At 60.3% G+C, this 24896-nt stretch carries 23 protein-coding genes; 2 read left to right on the top strand and 21 right to left on the bottom strand.

What is annotated here, in order from left to right; genetic code table 11:
- Positions 1–91 precede the first annotated feature (91 nt).
- A complete protein-coding gene (gene fdxA, locus DNK59_RS19820) occupies positions 92–415 on the top strand; it encodes a ferredoxin FdxA (RefSeq protein ID WP_092320063.1) in 324 nt (107 codons plus the stop codon).
- Positions 416–928: 513 nt separating this feature from the next.
- On the opposite strand, the gene rpoS is transcribed toward fdxA, so the two are convergent.
- From rpoS to DNK59_RS19780, 8 genes are all read right to left on the bottom strand, one after another.
- Complete coding sequence (rpoS, locus tag DNK59_RS19815; protein ID WP_016964675.1) at positions 929–1936, bottom strand: RNA polymerase sigma factor RpoS; 1008 nt, start codon at positions 1934–1936, stop codon at positions 929–931.
- A gap of 106 nt (positions 1937–2042) precedes the next feature.
- Complete coding sequence (locus DNK59_RS19810; protein ID WP_092320061.1) at positions 2043–2915, bottom strand: peptidoglycan DD-metalloendopeptidase family protein; 873 nt, start codon at positions 2913–2915, stop codon at positions 2043–2045.
- 211 nt (positions 2916–3126) lie between these two features.
- The gene (locus DNK59_RS19805) at positions 3127–3762 is read right to left on the bottom strand and encodes a protein-L-isoaspartate(D-aspartate) O-methyltransferase (protein WP_173655928.1); all 636 of its coding nucleotides are present in this window, start codon (positions 3760–3762) and stop codon (positions 3127–3129) included.
- Positions 3763–3803: 41 nt separating this feature from the next.
- The gene (surE, locus tag DNK59_RS19800; protein WP_092320059.1) at positions 3804–4553 is read right to left on the bottom strand and encodes a 5'/3'-nucleotidase SurE; all 750 of its coding nucleotides are present in this window, start codon (positions 4551–4553) and stop codon (positions 3804–3806) included.
- Entirely contained in the window at positions 4541–5599 is a 1059-nt protein-coding gene (gene truD / locus DNK59_RS19795; protein ID WP_110724276.1) for a tRNA pseudouridine(13) synthase TruD, read from the bottom strand. The genes surE and truD overlap by 13 nt, the downstream gene beginning before the upstream one ends.
- The gene (gene ispF, locus DNK59_RS19790) at positions 5596–6069 is read right to left on the bottom strand and encodes a 2-C-methyl-D-erythritol 2,4-cyclodiphosphate synthase (protein ID WP_060837777.1); all 474 of its coding nucleotides are present in this window, start codon (positions 6067–6069) and stop codon (positions 5596–5598) included. Before ispF ends, truD begins: the two co-directional genes overlap by 4 nt.
- Before the next feature lie 52 nt (positions 6070–6121).
- Entirely contained in the window at positions 6122–6967 is an 846-nt protein-coding gene (gene fghA / locus DNK59_RS19785) for an S-formylglutathione hydrolase (protein WP_092320055.1), read from the bottom strand.
- 88 nt (positions 6968–7055) lie between these two features.
- Positions 7056–8168 (bottom strand): S-(hydroxymethyl)glutathione dehydrogenase/class III alcohol dehydrogenase, encoded by a 1113-nt coding sequence (locus DNK59_RS19780; RefSeq protein ID WP_060837775.1) that lies wholly within the window; start codon positions 8166–8168, stop codon positions 7056–7058.
- A gap of 104 nt (positions 8169–8272) precedes the next feature.
- Here DNK59_RS19780 and DNK59_RS19775 point away from each other — a divergent pair, with 104 nt between their 5' ends.
- Complete coding sequence (locus tag DNK59_RS19775) at positions 8273–9172, top strand: LysR substrate-binding domain-containing protein (RefSeq protein ID WP_092320053.1); 900 nt, start codon at positions 8273–8275, stop codon at positions 9170–9172.
- An 80-nt stretch (positions 9173–9252) separates the two neighbouring features.
- Here the strand turns inward: DNK59_RS19775 and ispD are convergent, their stop codons facing one another.
- The 13 genes from ispD to lpxD all read right to left on the bottom strand — a co-directional run bounded on the left by ispD (position 9253) and on the right by lpxD (position 24895).
- Positions 9253–9960 (bottom strand): 2-C-methyl-D-erythritol 4-phosphate cytidylyltransferase, encoded by a 708-nt coding sequence (gene ispD / locus DNK59_RS19770; protein ID WP_110724275.1) that lies wholly within the window; start codon positions 9958–9960, stop codon positions 9253–9255.
- Positions 9957–10235: a cell division protein FtsB gene (ftsB, locus tag DNK59_RS19765; RefSeq protein ID WP_011059544.1), complete on the bottom strand. Its 279-nt coding sequence runs from the start codon at positions 10233–10235 to the stop codon at positions 9957–9959. Before ftsB ends, ispD begins: the two co-directional genes overlap by 4 nt.
- A 172-nt stretch (positions 10236–10407) precedes the next feature.
- Positions 10408–11697, bottom strand: coding sequence for a phosphopyruvate hydratase (eno, locus tag DNK59_RS19760; protein WP_047302057.1), 1290 nt, complete (start codon positions 11695–11697; stop codon positions 10408–10410).
- A 156-nt stretch (positions 11698–11853) separates the two neighbouring features.
- Complete coding sequence (gene kdsA, locus DNK59_RS19755) at positions 11854–12699, bottom strand: 3-deoxy-8-phosphooctulonate synthase (protein ID WP_092320588.1); 846 nt, start codon at positions 12697–12699, stop codon at positions 11854–11856.
- Positions 12700–12704: 5 nt separating this feature from the next.
- Complete coding sequence (locus DNK59_RS19750; protein ID WP_092320049.1) at positions 12705–14336, bottom strand: CTP synthase; 1632 nt, start codon at positions 14334–14336, stop codon at positions 12705–12707.
- Positions 14337–14610: 274 nt separating this feature from the next.
- Complete coding sequence (gene tilS, locus DNK59_RS19745) at positions 14611–15927, bottom strand: tRNA lysidine(34) synthetase TilS (protein ID WP_110724274.1); 1317 nt, start codon at positions 15925–15927, stop codon at positions 14611–14613.
- Positions 15928–16061: 134 nt separating this feature from the next.
- On the bottom strand, positions 16062–17009 hold the full coding sequence (locus DNK59_RS19740; protein ID WP_016964689.1) for an acetyl-CoA carboxylase carboxyltransferase subunit alpha: 948 nt from the start codon (positions 17007–17009) through the stop codon (positions 16062–16064).
- Positions 17010–17148: 139 nt separating this feature from the next.
- A complete protein-coding gene (gene dnaE / locus DNK59_RS19735; RefSeq protein ID WP_110724273.1) occupies positions 17149–20670 on the bottom strand; it encodes a DNA polymerase III subunit alpha in 3522 nt (1173 codons plus the stop codon).
- Positions 20671–20739: 69 nt separating this feature from the next.
- Positions 20740–21372 (bottom strand): ribonuclease HII, encoded by a 633-nt coding sequence (gene rnhB, locus DNK59_RS19730; RefSeq protein WP_016964691.1) that lies wholly within the window; start codon positions 21370–21372, stop codon positions 20740–20742.
- Between the two features lie 11 nt (positions 21373–21383).
- Complete coding sequence (gene lpxB / locus DNK59_RS19725) at positions 21384–22514, bottom strand: lipid-A-disaccharide synthase (RefSeq protein WP_110724272.1); 1131 nt, start codon at positions 22512–22514, stop codon at positions 21384–21386.
- A gap of 2 nt (positions 22515–22516) precedes the next feature.
- Positions 22517–23293: an acyl-ACP--UDP-N-acetylglucosamine O-acyltransferase gene (lpxA, locus tag DNK59_RS19720; RefSeq protein WP_092320039.1), complete on the bottom strand. Its 777-nt coding sequence runs from the start codon at positions 23291–23293 to the stop codon at positions 22517–22519.
- Positions 23290–23730, bottom strand: a complete 441-nt coding sequence (fabZ, locus tag DNK59_RS19715; RefSeq protein ID WP_007924058.1) for a 3-hydroxyacyl-ACP dehydratase FabZ — start codon at positions 23728–23730, stop codon at positions 23290–23292. The genes lpxA and fabZ overlap by 4 nt, the downstream gene beginning before the upstream one ends.
- A gap of 109 nt (positions 23731–23839) precedes the next feature.
- Entirely contained in the window at positions 23840–24895 is a 1056-nt protein-coding gene (gene lpxD, locus DNK59_RS19710) for a UDP-3-O-(3-hydroxymyristoyl)glucosamine N-acyltransferase (protein ID WP_110724271.1), read from the bottom strand.
- Position 24896 lies beyond the last annotated feature (1 nt).

Raw genomic sequence — 24896 nt, 5'->3', positions numbered from 1 at the left:
CTATTAGCCTGGTTCGCAGACTATCGCTCCCAAACCTGGCGACCCCGTCATGTTGGGGCTCCGCTGCCGCCGCCTGAGGAGAGAATTAGAAATGACCTTCGTCGTCACCGACAACTGCATCAAGTGCAAGTACACCGACTGCGTAGAAGTCTGTCCGGTGGACTGCTTTTACGAAGGCCCGAACTTCCTGGTGATTCACCCGGATGAGTGCATTGACTGCGCGCTGTGCGAGCCTGAGTGCCCCGCTGTAGCTATTTTCTCCGAGGATGAAGTCCCGGAAGAAATGCAGGAATTCATTCAGTTGAACGTCGAGCTGGCAGAGATCTGGCCGAACATCACTGAAAAGAAAGAACCGATGCCGGATGCCGAAGAGTGGGATGGCGTTAAAGGCAAGATCAAAGACCTCGAACGCTAGTTGCCCCGCGTTCCTGAAAAGGCCCCTTGCGGGCCTTTTTGCGTTTCTGGGAACGGGTTCTTGCAGTTGGAACTTTTCGCCAGGCAAAAAAAGGGGCGGTATGACCCGCCCACTTTTTCCCTAGTCCCTGTATTCCTTTTCATCGTCCTGATGAATCGCTTCCTGCGATGTCCTGACCATCGTCCTTGATGGCTGTGTCTATCCGTCGACACAGGGCTGATATTAGAGAGTTCCCAGATAAGAGCAATCGCACCTATCGCGGGAAAAACTGTCAAACGCCAACGGAAAAAATAAAAATATCCTTATAAATCAACAATATAAAAAATGACCTAAAGTGTTTTAGGCAAGCTTGAAGCACTAGAGAACCGAACGCCTACGAAAAAGTAATCTATTGCTTACACGCAAGTTAAGAGTAATCCCATCCTTGATCAGAATCCGAGCACTCGGGGCCAAAACACTCAGCCAACAAAAAGCCCCGAACGAATCGGGGCTCTTGCGGATCAACTCCAGAAGCTACTGGAACAGCGACTCACTGGACAGGCCATTCTTCTCAAGGATCTCCCGCAGGCGCTTGAGCCCTTCAACCTGAATCTGCCGAACCCGCTCACGGGTCAGGCCGATTTCCAGGCCGACGTCTTCGAGCGTGCTGCTCTCATGACCTCGCAGACCAAAGCGGCGAACCACAACTTCACGCTGCTTTTCAGTCAGTTCGGAAAGCCATTGATCGATGCTTTGTGACAGATCGTCGTCCTGCAAAAGCTCGCAAGGATCCGTCGGACGGTCATCCGTCAGGGTGTCCAGCAAGGTTTTATCCGAATCCGGTCCCAGCGAGACATCAACCGAAGAAACCCGCTCATTCAAACCGAGCATGCGTTTGACTTCGGCCACCGGCTTCTCAAGCAGGTTGGCGATTTCTTCGGGAGAGGGTTCATGATCGAGTTTTTGCGTCAACTCACGGGCGGCGCGCAGGTAGACGTTGAGCTCTTTGACCACATGAATCGGCAGCCGAATGGTGCGTGTCTGATTCATGATCGCCCGTTCGATGGTCTGACGAATCCACCAGGTGGCGTAGGTCGAAAAGCGGAAACCGCGTTCCGGGTCGAACTTCTCCACTGCACGGATCAGGCCGAGGTTGCCCTCCTCGATCAGGTCCAGCAGCGACAAGCCGCGATTGACATAACGCCGGGCGATTTTCACCACCAGTCGCAAGTTACTTTCAATCATGCGCTTGCGCCCGGCCGGGTCGCCACTCTGCGACAAACGCGCAAAGTGCACTTCCTCTTCGGGAGAGAGCAATGGAGAAAAACCGATTTCATTGAGATACAACTGCGTCGCATCAAGGGCGCGCGTGTAATCAATGTACTTATGTTGCTTAAGTGATGCGGAGCTTTTGGATTTGGCGCGAACGGAAGGTGGAGTTGCCCCCTCATTATTCGACATCGAATCCATATCGATACTGCTCTCCATAAGGAGAACTTCATCGTCGATGTCAAACTCCGGCACTTCTTTACTGAGAGCCATTGTTATAGTCCTTTGGTGAGTTCGACCTCAGGCTCAAGCGGCGCCTTAATCCTTGGCAACGCTGGAGCCTGTTCCCTCTACGTGAGTGGAACAGGCTGGTAACGGATCAACGTCGTGGCAGGAATTGCAGCGGATCTACAGGTTTACCTTGTCGGCGAATCTCAAAGTGCAGTTTCACCCGGTCTGTACCAGTTGATCCCATCTCGGCAATTGTCTGTCCGACTTTGACCTGCTGTCCCTCCCGAACCAATAGCTTGCGGTTGTGGCCGTAAGCACTGACGTAGGTTTCGTTGTGTTTGATGATGACTAATTCGCCGTAGCCCCTTAAGCCACTCCCGGCGTAAACCACCGTCCCATCAGACGCAGCTAAAACAGGCTGTCCCAAATCCCCGGCGATATCAATGCCTTTATTCAAACTACCGTTTGAAGAAAATTTTCCAATCAGAACGCCGTTTGAAGGCCAGCCCCAACCTGTCGGTGCGGGGCCCGCGGGGGTAGCCGGGGCGGGCGCTGGCTTGCTGGCAGCCGGGGCTGCGGTGCTTGATGCAGGAGCCGTTGTGGGGGCCGTAGCAGCACCAACAGGACGACGAATAACTGTGGTCTTGCTCGACGACGAGGCGCCAGACTGGGTGCTGGTAACCACCGTTGCCGGCGCAGCGTCAGTGCGGCCATCAAAGCGAATGGTTTGCCCGGGATGGATGGTATAGGGCTCGGCAATATTGTTACGAGCGGCCAATGCCTTGTAGTCCCAGCCATAGCGGAAGGCAATGGAGAACAAGGTATCGCCACGACGCACTACATATTGCCCAGTAGTGACCGTCGGACGTTGAGGCGCGGCGGTATTACTGCGCTCAACCACACCCACGCTGCTGGACTTGGTACTGGAACAACCGACCAACAAGGAACTCAAGACAAGGCCAATCATCAGTCGCTGAAAGCTTGATATACCTATTCGCTGCGCAATGACTGTGAGACTCACCCGCCGCTCCCTTTATGGTGGTTGACGATATAGATTGCCTTGCTCAGGCGTGAAATGACGCAAGTATAACTGCACGACCGCGCTTCACCGCAGGCAAAGCGCAACACACAGTGGCAAGAAATGACCATTGATGGTCACTAGACTCATTGACGATCAATACGGCACTAAGACACAGCGCATCAAACAGAATTCACCCAGCCCCGACAAATACTCAAGCCAGCGGCCCATTGAGCAAAGGCACAAAACGCACCGCCCCGAGGACATGCCGGGCAAAGCCATGTTCTTCTCGAATGATCAGCATCAACTGCTGCACTTCTCCTGCCCCCACCGGAATCACCAGGCGTCCGCCCGGGGCCAGTTGGTCGAGCAGCGCCTGGGGAACATCAGTGGCTACAGCGGTCACGATGATGCCGTTGTAAGGCGCCAAGGCCGGCCAGCCCTCCCAACCGTCCCCCCAGCGAAACACCACATTGCGCAGGTTCAACTCCTGCAGCCGTTCCTTGGCGCGGTCCTGCAGGACCTTGATCCGCTCCACCGAAAACACCCGCTCCACCAACTGCGACAGCACTGCCGTCTGGTAGCCGGACCCGGTACCGATCTCCAAGACCTTGTCCAGAGGGCCGGCCTCCAGCAGCAGCTCGCTCATGCGCGCCACCATATAAGGCTGGGAAATGGTCTGGTTGTGGCCGATCGGCAAGGCTGTGTCTTCATAGGCCCGATGGGCCAGGGCTTCATCGACGAACAGATGCCGCGGCGTACGACGAATGACTTCCAATACCTGGGGATTGGACAGCCCTTCATCGTAGAGCCGTTGAATCAGGCGTTCGCGGGTCCGCTGGGAAGTCATGCCGATTCCCCGTCGCAGCAAATCGTCTTGCTCACGAGCCATCAGCGCAGCCCCTCCAACCAACCGTCCAGGCTTCGGAACGCGTCATTGAAGGTGCGATCCAGCTGCAACGGGGTGATGGAGACATAACCTTGCATCACCGCATGAAAATCGGTACCCGGACCGCCATCCTCGGCATCCCCGGCGGCGGCAATCCAGTAACCCGACTTGCCACGGGGATCGACGACCTTCATCGGTGCCGCCGCGCGCGCGCGATGGCCCAGGCGGGTCAGCTGTATGCCACGAATATGATCCAGTGGCAGGTTGGGAATATTCACGTTCAACACCGTCCGTGGTGGCAAATCCAGCAAGCCCTGGGCTTGCACCAGCTTGCGCGCGAAATGGGCCGCCGTGGCAAGGTTTTCCACTTGCCGCGACACCAGCGAAAAGGCAATCGCCGGACGCTGCAGGAAACGCCCTTCCAGGGCCGCGGCGACCGTTCCGGAGTACAGCACGTCATCCCCGAGGTTGGCCCCCAGGTTGATCCCCGACACCACCATGTCCGGCTCATGCTCCAGCAGGCCGTTGAGCCCCAGGTGAACGCAGTCGGTTGGCGTGCCGTTGATGCTGATGAAACCATTGCCGAGGGTATGCGGATGCAACGGACGGTCAAGCGTCAGCGAGCTGCTGGCGCCGCTTTTGTCCTGGTCCGGTGCGATCACCACACATTCGGCGTAATCCGCCAGCGCAGCATGCAGCGCGGCGATACCGGGTGCGGTTACCCCATCATCGTTAGAAATCAGAATACGCATGAGCTGTCCGTCTGCCCCACCGGCACCAGATCGACGAGTTCACGCACCAATGCGGTGGCGAAACACCCGGCCGGCAGGACGAATTCCAGTTGCAGAATGTCAGGCTCGGGATAATGCCACGTCAAACCGCCAATGGGCAGCCGCAGGATGCGTCGTTCGTGGCTCATGCCGGCTTTGATCAGCCAATCACACAGTGCCGCCTCACGACCGGCAATCTGTTGCTCAAGCTCATGGGACACACCGCTCGCCGGAGAGGCGCCCTCGCCCCACAACGGACCGGTGGGGTGCAGGTCGAGAATCGCCAGGCGCGGGTCCGAGCACTCGTCAGGCCCAGCCATGAAAAAGCTGCGACTGTCGGTAAACGCCAGCAGGTCACCGACTTGCGCCTGCTGCCAGCTGCCGTTCGCCACCCGCGCCGCCAGCACCTGATTGAACAGATAGCTGCGAGCCGTGGAAAGCAGGCGCGAACGCACATTGCGCTGCTCCGGCAGAGCCTGGCGCGCGGCCCAGTCACGGGCATCCACCAGGTTGCCGCCGTCGTGGCCAAACCGCTGGGCGCCGAAATAGTTGGGAATCCCGTGCTGGGCAATCTGCCGCAAACGCTCATCGATGGCCGCATGATCCGCCGTAAGCTCTGTCAGGCGCAGGGTAAAACCGTTGGCCGCATGGGCTCCGCGCTGCAGCTTGCGTTTGTGGCGGGTGGCCTTGAGGATTTTCAGGGTGTGGTTTTCCGCCGCGCCAAGATCAGGGTCCGCCTTGCCCGGCAGTTGTACGCTGAACCATTGGCGAGTCAGCGCCTGGCGATCCTTGAGCCCGGCGTAGCTCACGGTGCGCAACGATACTCCGGCGGCCTTGGCAATCCGCCGCGCGGCCTCTTCGGTATTCAGGCCGCGCTTTTCCACCCACAGCCACAGGTGCTCGCCGTCACCGCTCAGCGGGATATCGAGCACTTCATCGACTTGGAAATCTTCGGCTGTGGCCTTGAGCACCGCGCGGCCCAGGGCGTCACCATAGGCCCGCGGGCCCAACAGTTGCGATTCATTCATGGGCGCAGCAACAAGGCCACGGAATGCACCGCGATACCTTCCTCGCGGCCGACGAAGCCGAGTTTTTCAGTGGTGGTGGCCTTCACGTTCACTTGGTCCAGTTCGACTTGCAGGTCCTCGGCAATCAAGGCCCGCATGGTTTCAATATGAGGCGCCATTTTCGGAGCCTGGGCGACGATGGTGTTGTCGACGTTGCCGACCTTCCAGCCTTTGGCGTGGATCAGCGCGACAACATGACGCAGCAGGACGCGGCTGTCGGCACCTTTGAACTGCGGATCGGTGTCCGGAAAATGCTTGCCGATGTCCCCCAGCGCCGCAGCACCCAGCAGGGCATCACTGAGCGCGTGCAACAACACGTCACCATCGGAGTGGGCGAGCAAGCCGCAATGATGGGCGATGCGCACACCGCCCAAAGTAATGAAGTCGCCCTCAGCGAAACGGTGCACATCGTAGCCGTGGCCAATACGCATAAAAAAACGCCCCGAAAAAGTCAGGGCGTGATTCTACCTGCTTTGGCCGGCATTAGGCGTTAAGAGCACGTGCATGGTGCTGCAAGTGATCGTCGATAAAACTGGCGATGAAGAAGTAGCTGTGGTCGTAGCCCGGCTGCATCCGCAGCGTCAGCTGATGACCGGCGCTCCTGGCCGCCTGCTGCAGCACTTCTGGCTTGAGCTGGGTGGCGAGAAAGTCATCTCGATCCCCTTGATCCACCAGCAACGTCAGCTTTTCCCTGGATTCGGCTAGCAGCACGCTGGCATCCCATTCACGCCAGCGTGAACGTTCCTCGCCCAGGTAGCGGGAAAACGCCTTCTGCCCCCAAGGACAGTCCATGGGATTACTGATAGGAGCGAACGCCGAAACCGACTGATAGCGACCGGGATTACGCAAAGCACAGACCAATGCCCCATGACCGCCCATGGAGTGCCCGCTGATCCCACGTTTCTGCGACGCGGGAAAATGCGCCTCCACCAACTCCGGCAGTTCGTTCACCACATAGTCATGCATCCGATAATGCTGGGCCCAGGGCTCCTGAGTCGCATTCAGATAGAATCCCGCGCCCAGGCCAAAGTCCCAGGCGCCCTCCGGATCACCGGGCACCCCGGCACCGCGAGGACTGGTATCCGGAGCCACGATGATCAAGCCCAGCTCCGCTGCCATGCGCTGGGCGCCGGCCTTCTGCATGAAGTTCTCGTCGGTACAGGTCAGGCCGGACAACCAGTAAAGCACCGGCAACTTGCCGCCCTGCTCCGCCTGGGGCGGCAAATACACCGCGAATACCATGTCGCAGCCCAACACCTGGGAGTGATGCTTGTAGCGTTTGTGCCAGCCGCCGAAGCTTTTCTGGCAGGAAAGGTTTTCCAGACTCATGGCAGACCTCCAGCCACAGGCCGCAAGCTTCACTCGGCAAGCCGCTATTTCGCGCTTGCCGCTTGAAGCTCACCGCTTGCCGCTGCTCTTAGAAGTGAATGACCGAACGAATGCTCTTGCCTTCGTGCATCAGGTCGAATGCCTTGTTGATGTCTTCCAGGCCCATGGTGTGGGTAATGAAGGTATCCAGCGGGATTTCGCCGGTCTGGGACATTTCCACGTAGCTTGGCAGTTCGCTGCGACCGCGCACGCCACCGAAAGCCGAACCCCGCCATACGCGACCGGTCACCAACTGGAAAGGACGGGTCGAAATTTCCTGGCCGGCACCGGCCACCCCAATGATCACCGACTCGCCCCAGCCCTTGTGGCAGCATTCCAGCGCGGCGCGCATCAGCTGGACGTTGCCGATGCATTCGAAGGAGAAATCCACGCCGCCGTCGGTCATGTCGACAATGACCTCCTGGATCGGACGATCGAAGTCCTTGGGATTGACGCAGTCGGTGGCGCCCAGTTGCTTGGCGATCTCGAACTTGGCCGGGTTGATATCAATGGCGATGATACGCCCGGCCTTGGCCTTGACCGCACCGATCACCGCCGACAGGCCGATGCCGCCCAGGCCGAAGATGGCCACGGTATCACCGGCCTTGACCTTGGCGGTGTTGATCACCGCGCCAATGCCTGTGGTCACGCCGCAACCCAGCAGGCAGACCTTTTCCAATGGCGCTTCCTTGGGGATCTTGGCCACGGAGATTTCCGGCAGCACGGTGTACTCGGAGAATGTCGAGGTGCCCATGTAATGGAAAATGGGCTGACCCTTGTAGGAAAAGCGCGTGGTGCCATCCGGCATCAAGCCTTTGCCCTGGGTTGCACGAATGGCCTGACAGAGGTTGGTCTTGCCCGACAGGCAGAATTTGCACTGGCCGCATTCCGGGGTGTACAGCGGGATCACATGATCACCCACCGCTACAGAGGTCACGCCCTCGCCCACTGCTTCTACGACTGCACCACCTTCGTGGCCGAGGATCGCCGGAAAGATGCCTTCCGGGTCGGCGCCGGACAGGGTGTAGGCGTCGGTGTGGCAGACACCGGAAGCGACGACGCGTAGCAGCACTTCACCCGCCTTGGGCATGGCGACATCCACTTCGACGATTTCCAGGGGCTTCTTGGCCTCGAAGGCTACGGCAGCACGTGACTTGATCATCCTGACTCTCCAGCGAATAAAAACGAGGCAGTGAGTGTAAAACAGCGCAATGCGATGAATAATCCAGGCAAAAGCAAAACATTATTGCCATATAGGGATAATCAATGAGCGAAAACCGTTGGGAGGGCATCGACGAATTCGTCGCAGTCGCCGAATGCAGCCAGTTCACTGCCGCTGCCGAGCGCCTGGGAGTGTCCTCATCTCACATCAGCCGCCAGGTGGTGCGGCTCGAAGAACGCTTGCAGACCCGCCTGCTGTATCGCAGTACCCGCCGCGTCACCCTGACCGAGGCCGGGCAGACCTTTCTCCAGCACTGCCAGCGTTTGCAGGATGGACGCGAGGAGGCATTGCGGGCCGTGGGGGACCTGACCAGCGAACCCAAGGGCATGCTGCGCATGACTTGTGCGGTGGCCTATGGCGAGCGCTTTATCGTGCCTCTGGTCACACGCTTCATGAGCCTTTATCCGCAGTTGCGGGTGGACATCGAATTGAGCAACCGACCGCTGGACCTGGTGCACGAGGGGCTCGACCTGGCCATTCGCCTGGGACGCCTGCAGGACTCGCGCCTGGTCGCCACTCGCCTGGCGCCACGCCGCATGTACCTGTGTGCCTCCCCTTCCTACCTGGAACGCTACGGCCGCCCCCACAGCCTGTCGGAACTGAGCCGCCATAATTGCCTGATTGGCAGCTCGGATATCTGGCAGTTGGAGCTCGATGGCCGCGAATTCTCGCAGCGGGTACAGGGAAACTGGCGCTGCAACAGCGGTCAGGCGGTGCTGGATGCGGCGTTGCAAGGCGTCGGACTCTGCCAACTACCGGACTACTACGTTCTGGAGCACCTGCAGGACGGTACGCTGGTTTCCCTGCTGGACGCTCACCAGCCGCCCAACACCGCAGTCTGGGCGCTGTATCCGCAGCAACGACACCTGTCGCCGAAAGTGCGCAAGCTGGTGGATTATCTCAAGCAGGGGTTGGCCGAACGCCCGGAGTACCGCGACCTGTAGCCACTGGCGCAGGCTGTGACAAGACCCGCAAGACCTTCAGGGGTTCAGCCATCGTTCGCAACCAGCGGCTGCTAGAAGGTTCAGCGCCGATTGGACCAGCGCTGGCGCAGCCACTCAAGATCCTCCGGGCGAGTGACCTTGAGGTTGTCGGAGCGGCCTTCGATCAGGCGTGGCGCCTGCCCCGCCCATTCCATTGCCGAAGCCTCATCGGTGATCGCCACATCGGCCACCAGGCTGTCGGCCAGGGCGCGATGCAGCGCGCCAAGCCGGAACATCTGCGGTGTGTAGGCTTGCCAGATCAGGCTGCGATCCACGGTTTCCAGGACCCTTCCATGCTTGTCGATCCGCTTCAGGGTGTCCCGGGCCGGCACCGCCAGCAGGCCGCCCACCGGGTCGTGCGCCAACTCGCCCAGCAGTTTGTCCAGGTCATCTCGGGAAAGATTGGGCCGCGCGGCATCGTGAACCAGCACCCAGTCTTCATCGGCCGCACCTTGGGCATGCAGATGAAGCAAGGCATTGAGCACCGAACCGGAGCGCTCGGCGCCACCTTCGACCCGCTGAATCCGCAAATCGTGGGCGCAGGCCAGGGTCGGCCAGTAAGGATCGTCCAGCGCCAGACTGACCACCAGCCCCTTGAGGCCGGGATGGTCGAGAAAACAGCCGAGGCTGTGTTCGAGAATTGTGCGTCCGCCCAGTTGCAGGTACTGCTTGGGACGGTCCGCGGCCATCCGGGCACCGACGCCCGCGGCAGGAATCACGGCCCAGAAGGCCGGCAATCTATCGCTCATTGGGCCAACTGGTAGAGGGTTTCACCCTCCTTGACCATGCCCAACTCATGGCGAGCCCGCTCTTCAACGGTCTCCATGCCCTTCTTCAACTCCATGACTTCCGCATCGAGTACGCGATTTCGCTCCAGCAAACGCTCGTTTTCAGCGTGCTGGTCGGCAATCTGCTGAGTCAGGTCAGCTACCTGGGCCAAGCTGCCGTTCCCCACCCACAGGCGGTACTGCAAGCCGGCCAGCAGCAAGAGCAAGACCAGGAACAACCAATTGGGACTGCGCATCGAATATCGGGTATCCAGTGAAAAAAGACAGCCATGCCAACAACTTCGGACCTACTGATAGCACGAAGCCTGGAAGAACCAGGCTTGTGCTCTTAAGGCATCAGATTAGTGGCAAAAAACTCGCTGTCGCGATTTTCCCGACACAATCCGGTGTCTTTTTACCATCTACTGCTTAGCCGCGAAACTCGCCGCGACCGTTGTACTTGGCCTTGCCGTTCAATTGCTCTTCGATACGCAGCAATTGGTTGTACTTGGATACACGGTCGGAACGGCACAGGGAGCCGGTCTTGATCTGGCCAGCCGAAGTGCCCACGGCCAGGTCGGCGATGGTCGAATCTTCGGTTTCGCCGGAACGGTGCGAGATCACCGCGGTGTAACCGGCAGCCTTGGCCATTTGGATGGCTTCCAGGGTTTCGGTCAGGGTGCCGATCTGGTTGAACTTGATCAGGATCGAGTTGGCGATCTTCTTGTCGATGCCTTCCTTCAGGATCTTGGTGTTGGTCACGAACAGGTCGTCGCCGACCAGTTGCACCTTGTCGCCGATCTTGTCAGTGAGGATCTTCCAGCCCGCCCAGTCGGACTCGTCCAGGCCGTCTTCGATGGAGATGATCGGGTAGCGCTGAGTCAGACCTTTCAGGTACTCGGCGAAACCTTCGGCGGTGAACACCTGGCCTTCGCCAGACAGGTTGTACTTGCCGTCTTCATAGAATTCGCTGGCGGCGCAGTCCAGAGCCAGGGTCACGTCGGTGCCCAGGGTGTAACCGGCGTTGGCCACGGCTTCGGAGATGACTTTCAGCGCGTCTTCGTTTGAAGCCAGGTTCGGCGCGAAACCACCTTCGTCACCCACCGCAGTGTTCAGGCCACGGGCCTTCAGCACGGCTTTGAGGTGATGGAAAATCTCGGTGCCCATGCGCAGACCTTCCGAGAAAGACTTGGCGCCGACTGGCTGCACCATGAATTCCTGGATGTCGACGTTGTTATCGGCATGCTCGCCACCGTTGATGATGTTCATCATCGGTACTGGCATCGAGTAGACGCCAGGAGTGCCGTTGAGGTTGGCGATGTGAGCGTACAGCGGCAGGTCCTGGTCCTGAGCAGCAGCCTTGGCCGCAGCCAGGGACACGGCGAGGATGGCGTTGGCGCCCAGGGAAGCTTTGTTCTCGGTGCCGTCCAGGGCAATCATCGCCTGATCCAGCGCTTTCTGGTCGATCGGGTCTTTACCCAGCAACAGATCGCGGATCGGACCGTTGATGTTGGCTACCGCCTTGAGCACGCCCTTGCCCAGGTAACGGCTCTTGTCGCCATCACGCAGCTCCAGCGCTTCGCGCGAGCCGGTGGAGGCACCGGACGGCGCGCAAGCACTGCCGATGATGCCGTTGTCGAGAAGCACGTCCGCTTCGACAGTGGGGTTGCCACGGGAGTCGAGAACTTCACGACCTTTGATGTCGACGATTTTTGCCATTGTTGTGAACACTCCAAAGTTGACGAAAACGCTGAGTACCGCTCGATTTATAACTTGTGGGTCAAATTGCTGGTTCGTAGGAGCCGGCTTGCCGGCGAACAGGCCCGCGAAAACGCGGTGCCAGTCAGCCGGCTCCTACTGAGGAAGTCGCCGTTTTTACGCGGTTTCTACCGTGGGGAAACTCTTGACCAGTTCGTCCAGGGCCTTGAGCTGAGCCAGGAACGGCTCAAGCTTGTCCAGACGAAGGGCGCAAGGACCGTCGCACTTGGCGTTGTCCGGATCCGGGTGAGCCTCAAGGAACAGGCCGGCCAGGGACTGGCTCATGCCGGCCTTGGCCAGGTCGGTGACCTGGGCCCGACGACCGCCAGCGGAATCGGCGCGACCACCCGGCATCTGCAGGGCGTGGGTCACGTCGAAAAACACCGGGTATTCGAACTGCTTCATGATGCCGAAGCCGAGCATGTCCACCACCAGGTTGTTGTAACCGAAGCTCGAACCGCGCTCGCAGAGGATCAACTGATCGTTGCCCGCCTCTTCACACTTGCTCAGGATGTGTTTCATTTCCTGGGGCGCGAGGAACTGGGCCTTCTTGATGTTGATCACCGCGCCGGTCTTGGCCATGGCCACCACCAGGTCGGTCTGCCGCGAGAGAAACGCCGGCAACTGGATGATGTCGCAGACTTCGGCGACCACGGCGGCCTGGGCCGGCTCGTGGACGTCGGTGATGATCGGCACGCCAAAGGCCTGCTTCACGTCTTGGAAAATCCGCATGCCCTCTTCCAGGCCTGGGCCACGGTAGGAGGTTACCGACGAACGGTTGGCCTTGTCGAAGCTGGCCTTGAACACGTAGGGGATCCCGAGCTTCTCGGTCACCCGCACGTACTCTTCACAGACCTGCATCGCCATGTCGCGGCTTTCCAGCACGTTCATGCCGCCGAACAGCACCATCGGCTTGTCGTTGGCGATCTCGATGTTGCCTACGCGGATGATCTTCTGCGCCATCAGGTTCAAGCCTTCTTCTGGTGTTGAGCCAATGCAGCTTTGACGAAACCGCTGAACAGTGGGTGACCGTCACGTGGCGTCGAGGTGAACTCGGGGTGGAACTGGCAAGCGACGAACCATGGATGATCCGCAGCCTCGACCACTTCGACCAGCGCGCCGTCGCCCGAGCGACCGGAGATCTTCAGGCCGGCCTCGATCAGCTGTGGCAGCAGCTTGTTGTTCACTTCATAGCGATGACGGTGACGCTCGATGATCACGTCCTTGGCATAGCAGTCGTGCACCTTGGAGCCCGATTCCAGCAGGCATTCCTGAGCGCCCAGGCGCATGGTGCCGCCCAGGTCGGACGCTTCGTTACGCACTTCGACGGCGCCGGTGGCGTCTTCCCACTCGGTGATCAGACCGACGACCGGATGACCACTGCTGCGATCGAACTCAGTGGAGTTGGCATCTTTCCAGCCCATGACATTACGGGCGAACTCGATGACCGCCACTTGCATGCCCAGGCAGATACCCAGGTATGGCACCTTGTTCTCGCGAGCGTATTGCACCGCGGTGATCTTGCCTTCCACACCACGCAGGCCGAAACCACCTGGAACCAGGATCGCGTCGACGCCTTCCAGCAGCGCGGTACCCTGGTTCTCGATGTCTTCGGAATCGATGTAGCGCAGGTTGACCTTGGTGCGGTTGGTGATGCCGGCGTGACTCATCGCTTCGATCAGCGACTTGTAGGCGTCCAGCAGCTCCATGTACTTGCCGACCATGGCAATGGTGACTTCATGCTCAGGGTTGAGCTTGGCGTCCACCACCTTTTCCCACTCGGACAGGTCGGCGCCGTTGCATTGCAGGCCAAAACGCTCGACGACGAAGTCATCCAGGCCCTGGGCGTGCAGCACGGCCGGGATCTTGTAGATGGTGTCTACGTCTTCCAGGGAGATCACCGCACGTTCTTCAACGTTGGTGAACAGGGCGATCTTGCGGCGCGAGGACACATCCACCGGATGGTCGGAGCGGCAGATCAGCACGTCAGGCTGCAGGCCGATGGAGCGCAGCTCCTTTACCGAGTGCTGGGTCGGCTTGGTCTTGGTTTCGCCGGCAGTGGCGATGTACGGAACCAGGGTCAGGTGCATCAGCATCGCGCGCTTGGAGCCGACTTCGACCCGCAGCTGGCGGATGGCTTCGAGGAACGGTTGCGACTCGATGTCGCCCACGGTACCGCCGATTTCCACCAGGGCCACGTCGGCATCGCCGGCACCCTTGATGATGCGACGCTTGATCTCGTCGGTGATGTGCGGAATCACCTGGATGGTGGCGCCCAGGTAATCACCACGGCGCTCCTTGCGCAGTACGTGCTCGTAGACACGGCCAGTGGTGAAGTTGTTGTTCTGGGTCATGGTCGTGCGGATGAACCGCTCGTAGTGGCCCAGGTCCAGGTCAGTCTCGGCGCCGTCGTGGGTGACGAACACTTCACCGTGCTGGAACGGGCTCATGGTGCCCGGGTCGACGTTGATGTACGGGTCCAGCTTGAGCATGGTGACCTTAAGCCCCCGCGCCTCCAGGATGGCCGCCAATGAAGCCGAGGCAATGCCTTTCCCCAATGAAGAAACAACACCGCCCGTGACGAATATGTAGCGCGTCATGAAAAACCCTAGAAGTCTGCGTTAAAGCGGTCAGTGCCGCCGGGGAAAGCGAAGGAAGGCCGAAGCCCCCGATCACCTGCATTAATCACAGTGCACCTTTCAAAAAAACCGCCGCGTGGTGACAAACCGGATGCAAAAACACCGGTAGGTTGCTCGCTACACATTTTTTGGAATCGCCCAGCAAAGACTGCTTGGTAATCGGCAACTCCTGCAATTCAGGCGAATCCACAGAAGTTGTATCAAGAAGGGAGCGTAGTCTACCGGAAAGCCCCTTTCAGCTCAAACCTTGATCGCTGTTCGGTGGCTGCCACTGCAATTGCCAGCCGGCCCGGGGATTTGCCGCGAGCGCTGGCAGGTTTGCCACTGCCAGCAACCGCTCATCCTGATACAGCAGCGGCAATCTGCCACGGACGAAGCCCGGCAACCCGCTTTCATTGAGCAGGCGCTTCAAGTCTCGATGACCGCGCCCGGCCATTTGCACGACTTCGCCGCCCTGGCGATAGCGGACATGCAGCGATCCCGTCGGTGGCGTCCCGAGGAGAGCCACCTGGCCATTACCTGGCAGTTGCAAGGGGCTTTGCGGGCAGGACCACGGCAACCGTCCGTCGACCGCTTGCAGCCAGGCGCCGGACAGCCACCAGATGCGCCCCGCTGCACGATGCAACTCGCCATCGGCCAGTCGCCATATCGGCCGACCTGCGACCGCGGCATCTCGCAAGTTGTCCCAGCCGCGCCAATGGTCGGCATCCGGCAAGCGGCCGAAGCGGCTCAACCAATGACTCAAGGCGTTGCGCTGGCGCGCCGCAGACAATCCCTGCAAAGGCTCAATTGCCAGTGAAGGCAGGCCCAGCCAGGGAAAGTCGCTCAAGGTCCGCGCCGCCTCCAGATCCATGATCGCCAGTTCATCGAGCAGGCCCTGGGCTTCGCTCAAGTGCGCAGCGCTGCGGCTCATGCTCAGCGCTGCCTGGGGCCAGCGTGCAGTCAACGCAGGCATGACCTGATGGCGCAGGTAGTTGCGCGAGTATTGATGGTCGGCATTGGAAGGGTCCTCGACCCAGCTCAGCCGATGCTCCGTGGCGTAGCGCTCCAGCTCGGCACGCGGCACATCAAGCAGCGGCCGCAGCAGTTGCCCTCCACCCAGCGGTCGGACTGACGGCATCGCCGACAACCCCCTGACCCCGGCACCACGCAACAGCCGGAACAGCAGGGTTTCCGCCTGGTCATCACGATGCTGCGCCGTCAGCAGCAGCTCATTGCTCGCCGTCAGCCGCGCGAAAGCACCATAGCGCGCCTCGCGAGCGGCCTGCTCAAGGCTGGCACCGCCGGGCACCTGCACATCAATCACCTGCAGCGGCAGGCCCAGTGCATCACAGACCGCCTGGCAGTGCTTTGGCCAGGCCTCGGCCACCGCCTGTATGCCGTGATGAACATGCACGGCCGCAATGGGCGGAAGGCGATGCTGTTGCGCCAGATCGACAAGGAGATGCAGCAGGACGGTGGAGTCAAGGCCACCGGAGAACGCCACTCGCCAAGTCCTGGAATCGCGCCAGGGTGCCAGGCTGTGCAGCAGCTTCGCGGAGAGAGAGTTCATGACGCGTTCAAGACCTGTAGGAGCGGCCAGGTGCAGAAGAGCTTGCCCGCAACAAGCAACAACGCCGCCATCGAATCGATGGCGGCGCCTGGGTCACGAACCAGCATTCCCCTGCTCGGGGAGGCAGCGCTCGATCAGAGGCCGTAGCTCATCAGGCGGTCATAACGACGAGCCAGCAAGGTGTCGTTATCCATTTCCTTGAGCATTGCCAGTTGCGAGCTGAGCTCGGCGCGGATCGAAGCGGCAGCCGCTGCCGGATCACGATGGGCGCCGCCCAGCGGCTCGCTGATGACCTTGTCGACAATGCCCAGGCCTTTCAGGCGCTCGGCGGTGATGCCCATGGCTTCGGCAGCATCGGCAGCCTTTTCCGAGGTTTTCCACAGGATCGAGGCGCAGCCTTCCGGCGAGATCACCGCATAAGTGGAATATTGCAGCATGTTCAACTGGTCGCAGACACCAATGGCCAATGCGCCGCCGGAACCACCTTCACCGATCACGGTAGCGATAATCGGGGTCTTCAGGCGCGCCATGACCCGCAGGTTCCAGGCAATGGCCTCGCTCTGGTTGCGCTCTTCAGCGTCGATGCCCGGATAGGCGCCCGGGGTGTCGATGAAGGTCAGGATCGGCATCTTGAAGCGTTCGGCCATTTCCATCAGGCGGCAGGCCTTGCGGTAGCCTTCCGGACGCGGCATGCCGAAGTTGCGACGCACTTTCTCGCGTACTTCGCGGCCTTTCTGATGACCGATGATCATCACCGGCTGCTCGTCCAGGCGGGCAACCCCGCCGACAATCGCCGCGTCGTCGGAGAAATGACGATCACCATGCAGTTCGTCGAACTCGGTGAAGATGTGCTGGATGTAGTCCAGGGTGTATGGACGACGCGGGTGCCGTGCCAGACGTGCGATCTGCCAACTGGTGAGCTTGCCGAAGATGTCCTCGGTCAGGGTGTTGCTCTTGTCCTGCAGGCGGGAGATCTCATCGCCGATATTCAGCGAATTGTCATTACCGACCAAGCGCAACTCTTCGATCTTGGCTTGCAGGTCGGCGATCGGCTGTTCGAAATCAAGAAAATTCGGGTTCATAGGCGTCCGTCTGGGCTCGACGTCCAAGGGGGCTTGGGCCGGCCGGTTGTCTATTCGCGCCCTACCTTAAGGGACGGGCGCGTTGAGGTCGAGATTAAAAATTCAAGTGGCGACAAGGCGCAATGATGGCACCTTACCGTCAACGGTATTGGAGGAAGACGTTGTCTCGCCCGAACTGGTCACGCAGGGCTTGAATCAAGCTGTCCGCCGGGTCGATCCGCCAGTTCTCGCCAAACTGCAGCAAGGCCTTGGCGTCATTACGGCTGTACTCCATGGTGATCGGGCACGCGCCGCGGTGGCGCTTGAACAATTCGCCCAGCCAGCGTAGCTGATCGCCCTTGAGGGCATCGGTATGGACTTTCAGGCGCAGGCTTTCCGCCAGGTTGGTGCGCGCGTCTTCCATGCTCATCACCCGCTTGACCCGCAAGCGCAGGCCGCCGGAGAAGTCGTCGTTACTCACCTCGCCTTCCACCACTACCATGGCATCGGTCTGCAACAGCGACTGCGCCGAATGGAAAGCGTCGGCAAACAACGAAGCCTCAATCCTTCCTGAGCGGTCGTCGAGGGTGATGAAGCCCATCTTGTCGCCCTTCTTGTTCTTCATCACCCGCAGGGCAATGATCATGCCCGCCACCGTCTGGGTATCCCGGGCCGGCTTCAGATCGATGATGCGCTGACGGGCGAAACGACGAATCTCGCCTTCATACTCATCGATCGGGTGCCCGGTCAGGTACAGCCCAAGGGTATCTTTCTCGCCCTTCAGGCGCTCCTTGAGGGTCAGCTCCTTGGCCTTGCGGTGGTTGGCATAGACGTCCGCGTCTTCCTCGACAAACACCCCGCCGAACAGGTCGGCGTGGCCACTGTCGTGGGTCCGGGCGGTCTGTTCTGCCGCCTTGATCGCCTCTTCCATGGCCGCCAGCAGCACGGCACGGTTCTGATCGATGTTGGCCTGATAAGCCTTGGGCTCATCGAAGAAGTGCGGGCCAAGGCGGTCCAGTGCGCCACTGCGAATCAGACCATCCAGGGTCCGCTTGTTGATGCGCTTGAGATCGACCCGGGCACAGAAGTCGAACAGGTCCTTGAACGGCCCCTCGACCCGGGCTTCGGTGATAGCCTCCACCGGCCCCTCGCCCACCCCTTTGATCGCGCCAAGGCCATAGACGATGCGGCCTTCGTCATTCACCGTGAACTTGAACTCGGAGGTATTCACATCCGGCGCATCCAGGCGCAGCTTCATGGTCCGCACTTCCTCGATCAAGGTCACGACCTTGTCGGTGTTGTGCATATCCGCGGACAGTACCGCCGCCATGAAGGGCGCCGGGTAATGCGCCTTGAGCCAGGCAGTCTGGTAGGACACCAGGCCGTAGGCGGCGGAGTGGGATTTGTTGAAACCGTAACCGGCGAACTTTTCCACCAGGTCGAAGATGTTGCCTGCGAGATCCGCGTCGATGTTGTTGCTGGCGCAACCCTCAATGAAACCGCCACGCTGCTTGGCCATTTCCTCGGGCTTTTTCTTACCCATGGCCCGACGCAGCATGTCCGCACCACCGAGGGTGTAACCGGCCATGACCTGGGCAATCTGCATCACCTGTTCCTGATACAGGATGATGCCGTAGGTCGGTGCCAGCACCGGGCGCAGGCCATCGTACTGATAGTCGGGGTGCGGGTAGGCCAGTTCGGCGCGCCCGTGCTTACGGTTGATGAAGTCATCCACCATGCCCGATTGCAGCGGCCCCGGACGGAACAGGGCCACCAGTGCGATCAGGTCTTCCAGGCAGTCGGGCTTGAGCTTCTTGATCAGCTCTTTCATGCCCCGGGATTCCAGCTGGAACACCGCGGTGGTTTCAGCTTTCTGCAACAGGCTGTAGGTCGGTTTGTCATCCAACGGGATAAAGGCGATATCCAGCGGTTCCTCGCCCACCTTGGCGCGGTCGCGGTTGATGGTTTTCAGCGCCCAATCGATGATGGTCAGGGTCCGCAGGCCGAGGAAGTCGAACTTCACCAGACCGGCCGCCTCGACATCATCCTTGTCGAACTGGGTGACCAGGCCGCCACCCTCTTCATCGCAATAAATAGGCGAGAAGTCAGTGAGTTTGGTCGGCGCGATCACCACGCCACCGGCGTGCTTGCCGACGTTACGCACCACGCCTTCGAGCTTGCGCGCCATCTCCCAGATTTCCGCCGCCTCTTCATCGACCTTGATGAAGTCCCGCAGGATCTCCTCCTGCTCGTAAGCTTTTTCCAGGGTCATGCCGACTTCGAAAGGGATCATCTTCGACAGACGGTCGGCCAGACCATAGGACTTGCCCTGGACCCGTGCCACGTCGCGCACTACCGCCTTGGCCGCCATGGAACCGAAGGTGATGATCTGACTCACCGCGTTGCGGCCGTATTTCTCGGCCACGTAGTCGATCACCCGATCACGGCCGTCCATGCAGAAGTCGACGTCGAAGTCGGGCATGGATACCCGTTCCGGGTTAAGGAAACGTTCGAACAGCAGGTCGTATTCCAGCGGGTCGAGGTCGGTGATCTTCTGCACGTAGGCCACCAGGGAACCGGCACCCGACCCCCGGCCGGGACCTACCGGCACGCCGTTACTCTTGGCCCACTGGATAAAGTCCATAACGATCAGGAAGTAACCGGGGAAGCCCATCTGGATGATGATATCCAGCTCGAAATTCAGGCGGTCGACATAGACCTGGCGCTTGGCCTCATAGTCCTCGGTGGTGTCCTTGGGCAGCAGCACGCTGAGGCGCTCTTCCAAACCGTCGAAGGAAACCTTGCGGAAATACTCATCGATGGTCATGCCATCGGGAATCGGGTAGTCGGGCAGGAAGTGCTTGCCCAGCTTGACCTCGATATTGCAGCGCTTGGCAATCTCGACGGTGTTTTCCAGGGCCTCGGGCAGGTCGCTGAACAGCTCGGCCATTTCCTCGGCGCTTTTCAGGTACTGCTGGTCGCTGTAGTTCTTTGAGCGGCGCGGGTCGTCCAGGGCCCGGCCTTCGCCGATGCAAACCCGGGTTTCGTGGGCCTCGAAGTCTTCCTGCTTGATGAAGCGCACATCGTTGGTGGCCACCAGCGGTGCGCCGAGCTTGTCGGCCAGGGCCACGGCGCCGTGCAGTTGCTCTTCATCATTGGGCCGGTTGGTGCGCTGCACCTCCAGGTAGAAACGGTCCGGGAACACCGCCATCCATTCCCGGGCCAGGGTCTCGGCGACTTCCAGGTCACCGGCGATCAGCGCCATGCCGATCTCTCCCTCCTTGGCCGCCGAGAGCATGATCAGGCCTTCTGCGGCCTCCGCGACCCATTCGCGCTCGATGATGATCTGGCCGTTGCGCTGGCCATCGATAAAGCCCCGGGAAATCAGCTCGGTCAGGTTGCGATAGCCCACGGCGTTCATCACCAGCAGACTGATGCGGCTCAGGGCGTTGTCCGGGTCCTTGTTCGACAGCCACAGGTCGGCGCCACAGATCGGCTTGATCCCGGCACCCATGCTGGCCTTGTAGAACTTGACCAGGGAACACATGTTGTTCTGGTCGGTAACCGCTACCGCAGGCATGCCCATGCCGGTCAGGGCTTTGACCAGCGGTTTGATCCGCACCAGGCCGTCGACCAGGGAGTACTCAGTGTGCAGGCGCAGGTGAACGAATGAAGCCGGCATAGTGATCCTGTAATAAGCGCGAAAACAACGAGGCCCGGATTGTACCGGGCCTCGACTAAAACATCAGCCTCAGGACGGCATCTCGCTCCGTGCCTCAAGGGCCTCATAGGCTTGTCGCACCGGGGCGAAGGAGCGCCGGTGAATCGGCGTTGGCCCCAGGCGGGCCAGGGCTTCCAGGTGCACCGGCGTCGGGTAGCCCTTGTGACCGCCGATGCCATAACCCGGGTAAATCAGCTCGAAGGCCGCCATTTCGCGGTCGCGGCTGACCTTGGCCAGGATCGATGCCGCGGCAATCGCCGGAACCTTGCTATCGCCCTTGACCACCGCTTCAGCCGGCATCGCCAGCTTGGGGCAGCGGTTGCCATCGATCATCGCCAGCTTCGGGGTCACGCTCAGCCCCTCCACCGCCCGCTGCATGGCCAGCATGGTGGCGTGGAGGATATTCAGCTCGTCGATTTCCTCGACTTCAGCCCGGGCGATGCACCAGCTCAAGGCTTTTTCGCAGATTTCGTCGAACAGCTTCTCGCGACGGGCCTCGGTGAGCTTCTTCGAATCATTGAGGCCAAGAATCGGCCGTTTCGGATCAAGAATCACCGCCGCCGTGACAACGGCTCCACACAAGGGACCACGGCCGACTTCATCGACACCGGCTACCAGATCCTCGGCATCCGCCACCAGGGTGAAGTCCAGGCCCATCTGCATCTTCGCGTTACTCATTGTGTTTTGCCGATCAGCTCAAGTACCGCTTGCGCGGCCTGGTTGGATGCATCACGGCGCAAGGTTCGGTGGATCTCGTCAAAACCGCGGGTCTGCTCTTCGCCACCTTCGATCAGCGGCGACAAGGTTTGCGCCAGGGCTTCGGCGGTGGCGTCATCCTGCAGCAGCTCGGGCACCAGCAAGCGCTGGGCCAGCAGATTGGGCAAGGAAATGTACGGACTCTTGACCATGCGCTTGAGAATCCAAAAGGTCAGCGGCGCCAGGCGGTAGGCCACCACCATCGGACGCTTGTAGAGCAAGGCTTCAAGGGTCGCGGTGCCGGAGGCGATCAGCACCGCGTCGCAGGCGGCCAGGGCCTTGTGGGACTGGCCATCGAGCAAGGTCAGTGGCAGGTCACGGCTGGCCAGCAGCTCTTCGAGCTGGACCCGACGCTCCGGGCTGGCGCACGGCATGATGAAGCGCACACCTGGACGCAGGACACGCAAGCGCTGCGCGGCATCCAGGAACAACGCCCCCAGGCGCCCCACTTCACCGCCGCGACTGCCGGGCATCAGGGCCACCAAAGGCCCGTCCGGCAGACCCAATTCGGCACGCGCCGCAGCCCGGTCCGCCTGCAGCGGAATGGCATCGGCCAGGGAGTGGCCGACGAACTTCACCGGTACGCCTTTTTCTTCGTAAAAGCGGGCCTCGAAGGGAAACAGCGTGAGCATCAGGTCGCAGCCTTCGCGGATCTTCAACACGCGCTTCTGCCGCCAGGCCCAGACCGAGGGGCTGACGTAGTGCACGGTCTTGATTCCAGCCTGACGCAGCTTGAGTTCAATATTCAGGGTGAAATCCGGAGCATCGATGCCGATGAATACATCCGGTTTCTCGGCAATCAGGGTCTGGATCAGCTTCTTGCGCCGAGCCAGCAGCTCACGCAGGCGCCCGAGCACCTCGACCAAGCCCATGACCGCCAGGCGTTCCATGGGGAAGTACGAGGTCAGACCTTCGGCCTGCATCAGCGGACCGCCGACACCGATGAATTCCACAGCCGGGTGCTGAGCCTTGAGGGCTCGCATCAGACCGGCGCCGAGAATGTCGCCGGAGGCTTCGCCAGCCACCAGCGCAATACGCAGAGTGCTCATGATTAACGGGTGATGCCGCGAGTCGAAGACTGGATCGAGTCACGAAAAACCGCGACTTCCGGGAACTCCACCGCCGCTTCGGCCAGTTCGGCCAAGGCTTGATCCACGGTCAGACCCTGGCGGTAAACCACCTTGTAGGCGCGCCGCAGTGCGTGGATCGCGTCCTCGCTGAAACCGCGACGGCGCATGCCTTCGAAGTTCATGCTGCGGGCTTCGGCTGGGTTGCCGAACACCGTGACGAACGCCGGTACATCCTTGCCAATGGCGGTGCCCATGCCGGAGAAGCTGTGGGCGCCGATATGGCAGTACTGATGCACCAGGGTGAAACCGGAAAGAATCGCCCAGTCGTCGACATGCACATGGCCGGCCAGCGCTGTGTTGTTGACCAGGATGCAGTGGTTGCCAATGACGCTGTCGTGACCGATGTGGGCGTAGGCCATGATCAGGTTGTGATCGCCCAGGGTGGTTTCGGAACGGTCCTGGATGGTGCCACGGTGAATGGTCACGCCTTCGCGGATCACATTGTGGTCACCGATGACCAGGCGGGTTTCCTCGCCTTTGTATTTCAGATCAGGGGTGTCCTCACCTACCGAAGAAAACTGGTAGATGCGGTTGTGCTTACCGATCCGGGTGGGGCCCTTGAGAATGACATGGGGCCCGATCACTGTACCCTCGCCGATTTCCACACCAGCGCCGATGATCGACCACGGGCCAACCTCAACGTCGTCGGCCAGGATGGCCGTCGGATCGATGATTGCGCGAGGGTCAATCAAACTCATAGTTTGCGTTCCGCACAGATGATTTCGGCAGAGCACACCGGCTTGCCGTCGACCGAAGCCTGGCACTCGAACTTCCAGATCTGGCGCTTGCAACTGATGAACTTGGCTTCAAGAATCAGCTGGTCGCCCGGCAGCACTGGCTGGCGGAAGCGCAGCTTGTCGGAGCCGACGAAGTAATACAGGGTGCCATCGGCTGGCTTCACGTCGAGCATCTTGAAACCGAGAATGCCCGCAGCCTGAGCCATGGCTTCGATGATCAACACGCCCGGCATGATCGGATGCGCAGGAAAATGACCATTGAAGAACGGTTCGTTGATGCTGACATTCTTGTAGGCACGAATGCACTTGCCCTCAACATCCAGGTCCACTACCCGATCCACCAACAGGAAAGGGTAACGGTGAGGCAGGTATTCGCGAATCTCGTTGATGTCCATCATTTCGGGGGGAAGCCTGTAGTAAAGAGTGGGAGCGCGCGACTAACGCACGCCCCTCTAGCAAATCAAGGAGGCCGTCTAGCGGCTGTGCACACTTGATATGGAAATGGTATCAGCCATCTGATGAAGCATTGCCATCAGGGGTCACGCCCCCAACGCGCTTTTCCAACTGACGCAGGCGTCGCGCAAGATCATCAAGCTGACGGATGCGTGCCGCGCTCTTGCGCCACTCGGCAGCAGGTTGCATGGCCGTACCGGAAGAGTAGGCACCCGGCTCGGTAATCGAGTGAGTCACCATGGTCATTCCAGTGAGGAATACGTTGTCACAAATATCGATATGCCCGACCAGCCCCACACCGCCGGCGAGCATACAGTGCTTGCCGATCTTGGTGCTGCCGGAAATCCCCACACAAGCGGCCATGGCGGTGTGATCACCGACCTGAACGTTGTGGGCGATCTGAATCTGGTTATCGAGTTTCACCCCATTACCAATCACGGTGTCGGCCAGGGCGCCGCGATCGATCGCGGTGTTGACGCCGATCTCGACATCGTCACCGATGGTCACGCCGCCAATCTGCGCAATCTTCTGCCAGATGCCTTTTTCGTTGGCGAAGCCGAAGCCTTCGCCCCCCAGCACCGCGCCCGACTGGATGACCACTCGTTTACCGATGCGTACGTCGTGGTACAGGGTGACCCTGGGAGCCAGCCAGCCGCCCTCGCCGATCTCGCAGCGGGCACCGATAAAGCAATGAGCGCCGATGGTCACACCGGCACCGATGCGAGCACCACTCTCGATCACCGCGAACGGGCCGATGCTGGCCGCTGGATCCACCTGAGCATCAGCAGCAATGACCGCGGACGGGTGAATGCCGGCCGGTGCCTTGGGCTTGGGATCGAACAGATGGGAAATTCGGGCGTAGGACAGGTAAGGATCGGCCACCACCAATGCGTCGCCGGCATAGGCCTCGGCATCAGAGGCTTTCAGCAACACCGCACCGGCCAGGCAGTCCACCAGGTACTTACGATATTGCGGGTTTGCCAAAAAGCTCAACTGAGCTGGGCCAGCCTCCTGCAAGGTGGCTAGCCCAGTGATTTCCTTCTCCGCGTCGCCACGCAAGGTGGCGCCGAGGAACTCGGCCAACTGGCCGAGTTTTATAATCGCGGTCATG

Origin of the sequence: Pseudomonas sp. TKO26 (assembly GCF_003225665.1) — a bacterium.
Classification (GTDB): Bacteria; Pseudomonadota; Gammaproteobacteria; order Pseudomonadales; family Pseudomonadaceae; genus Aquipseudomonas; species Aquipseudomonas saponiphila.
This window is presented reverse-complemented; position numbering and strand designations above follow the sequence as displayed.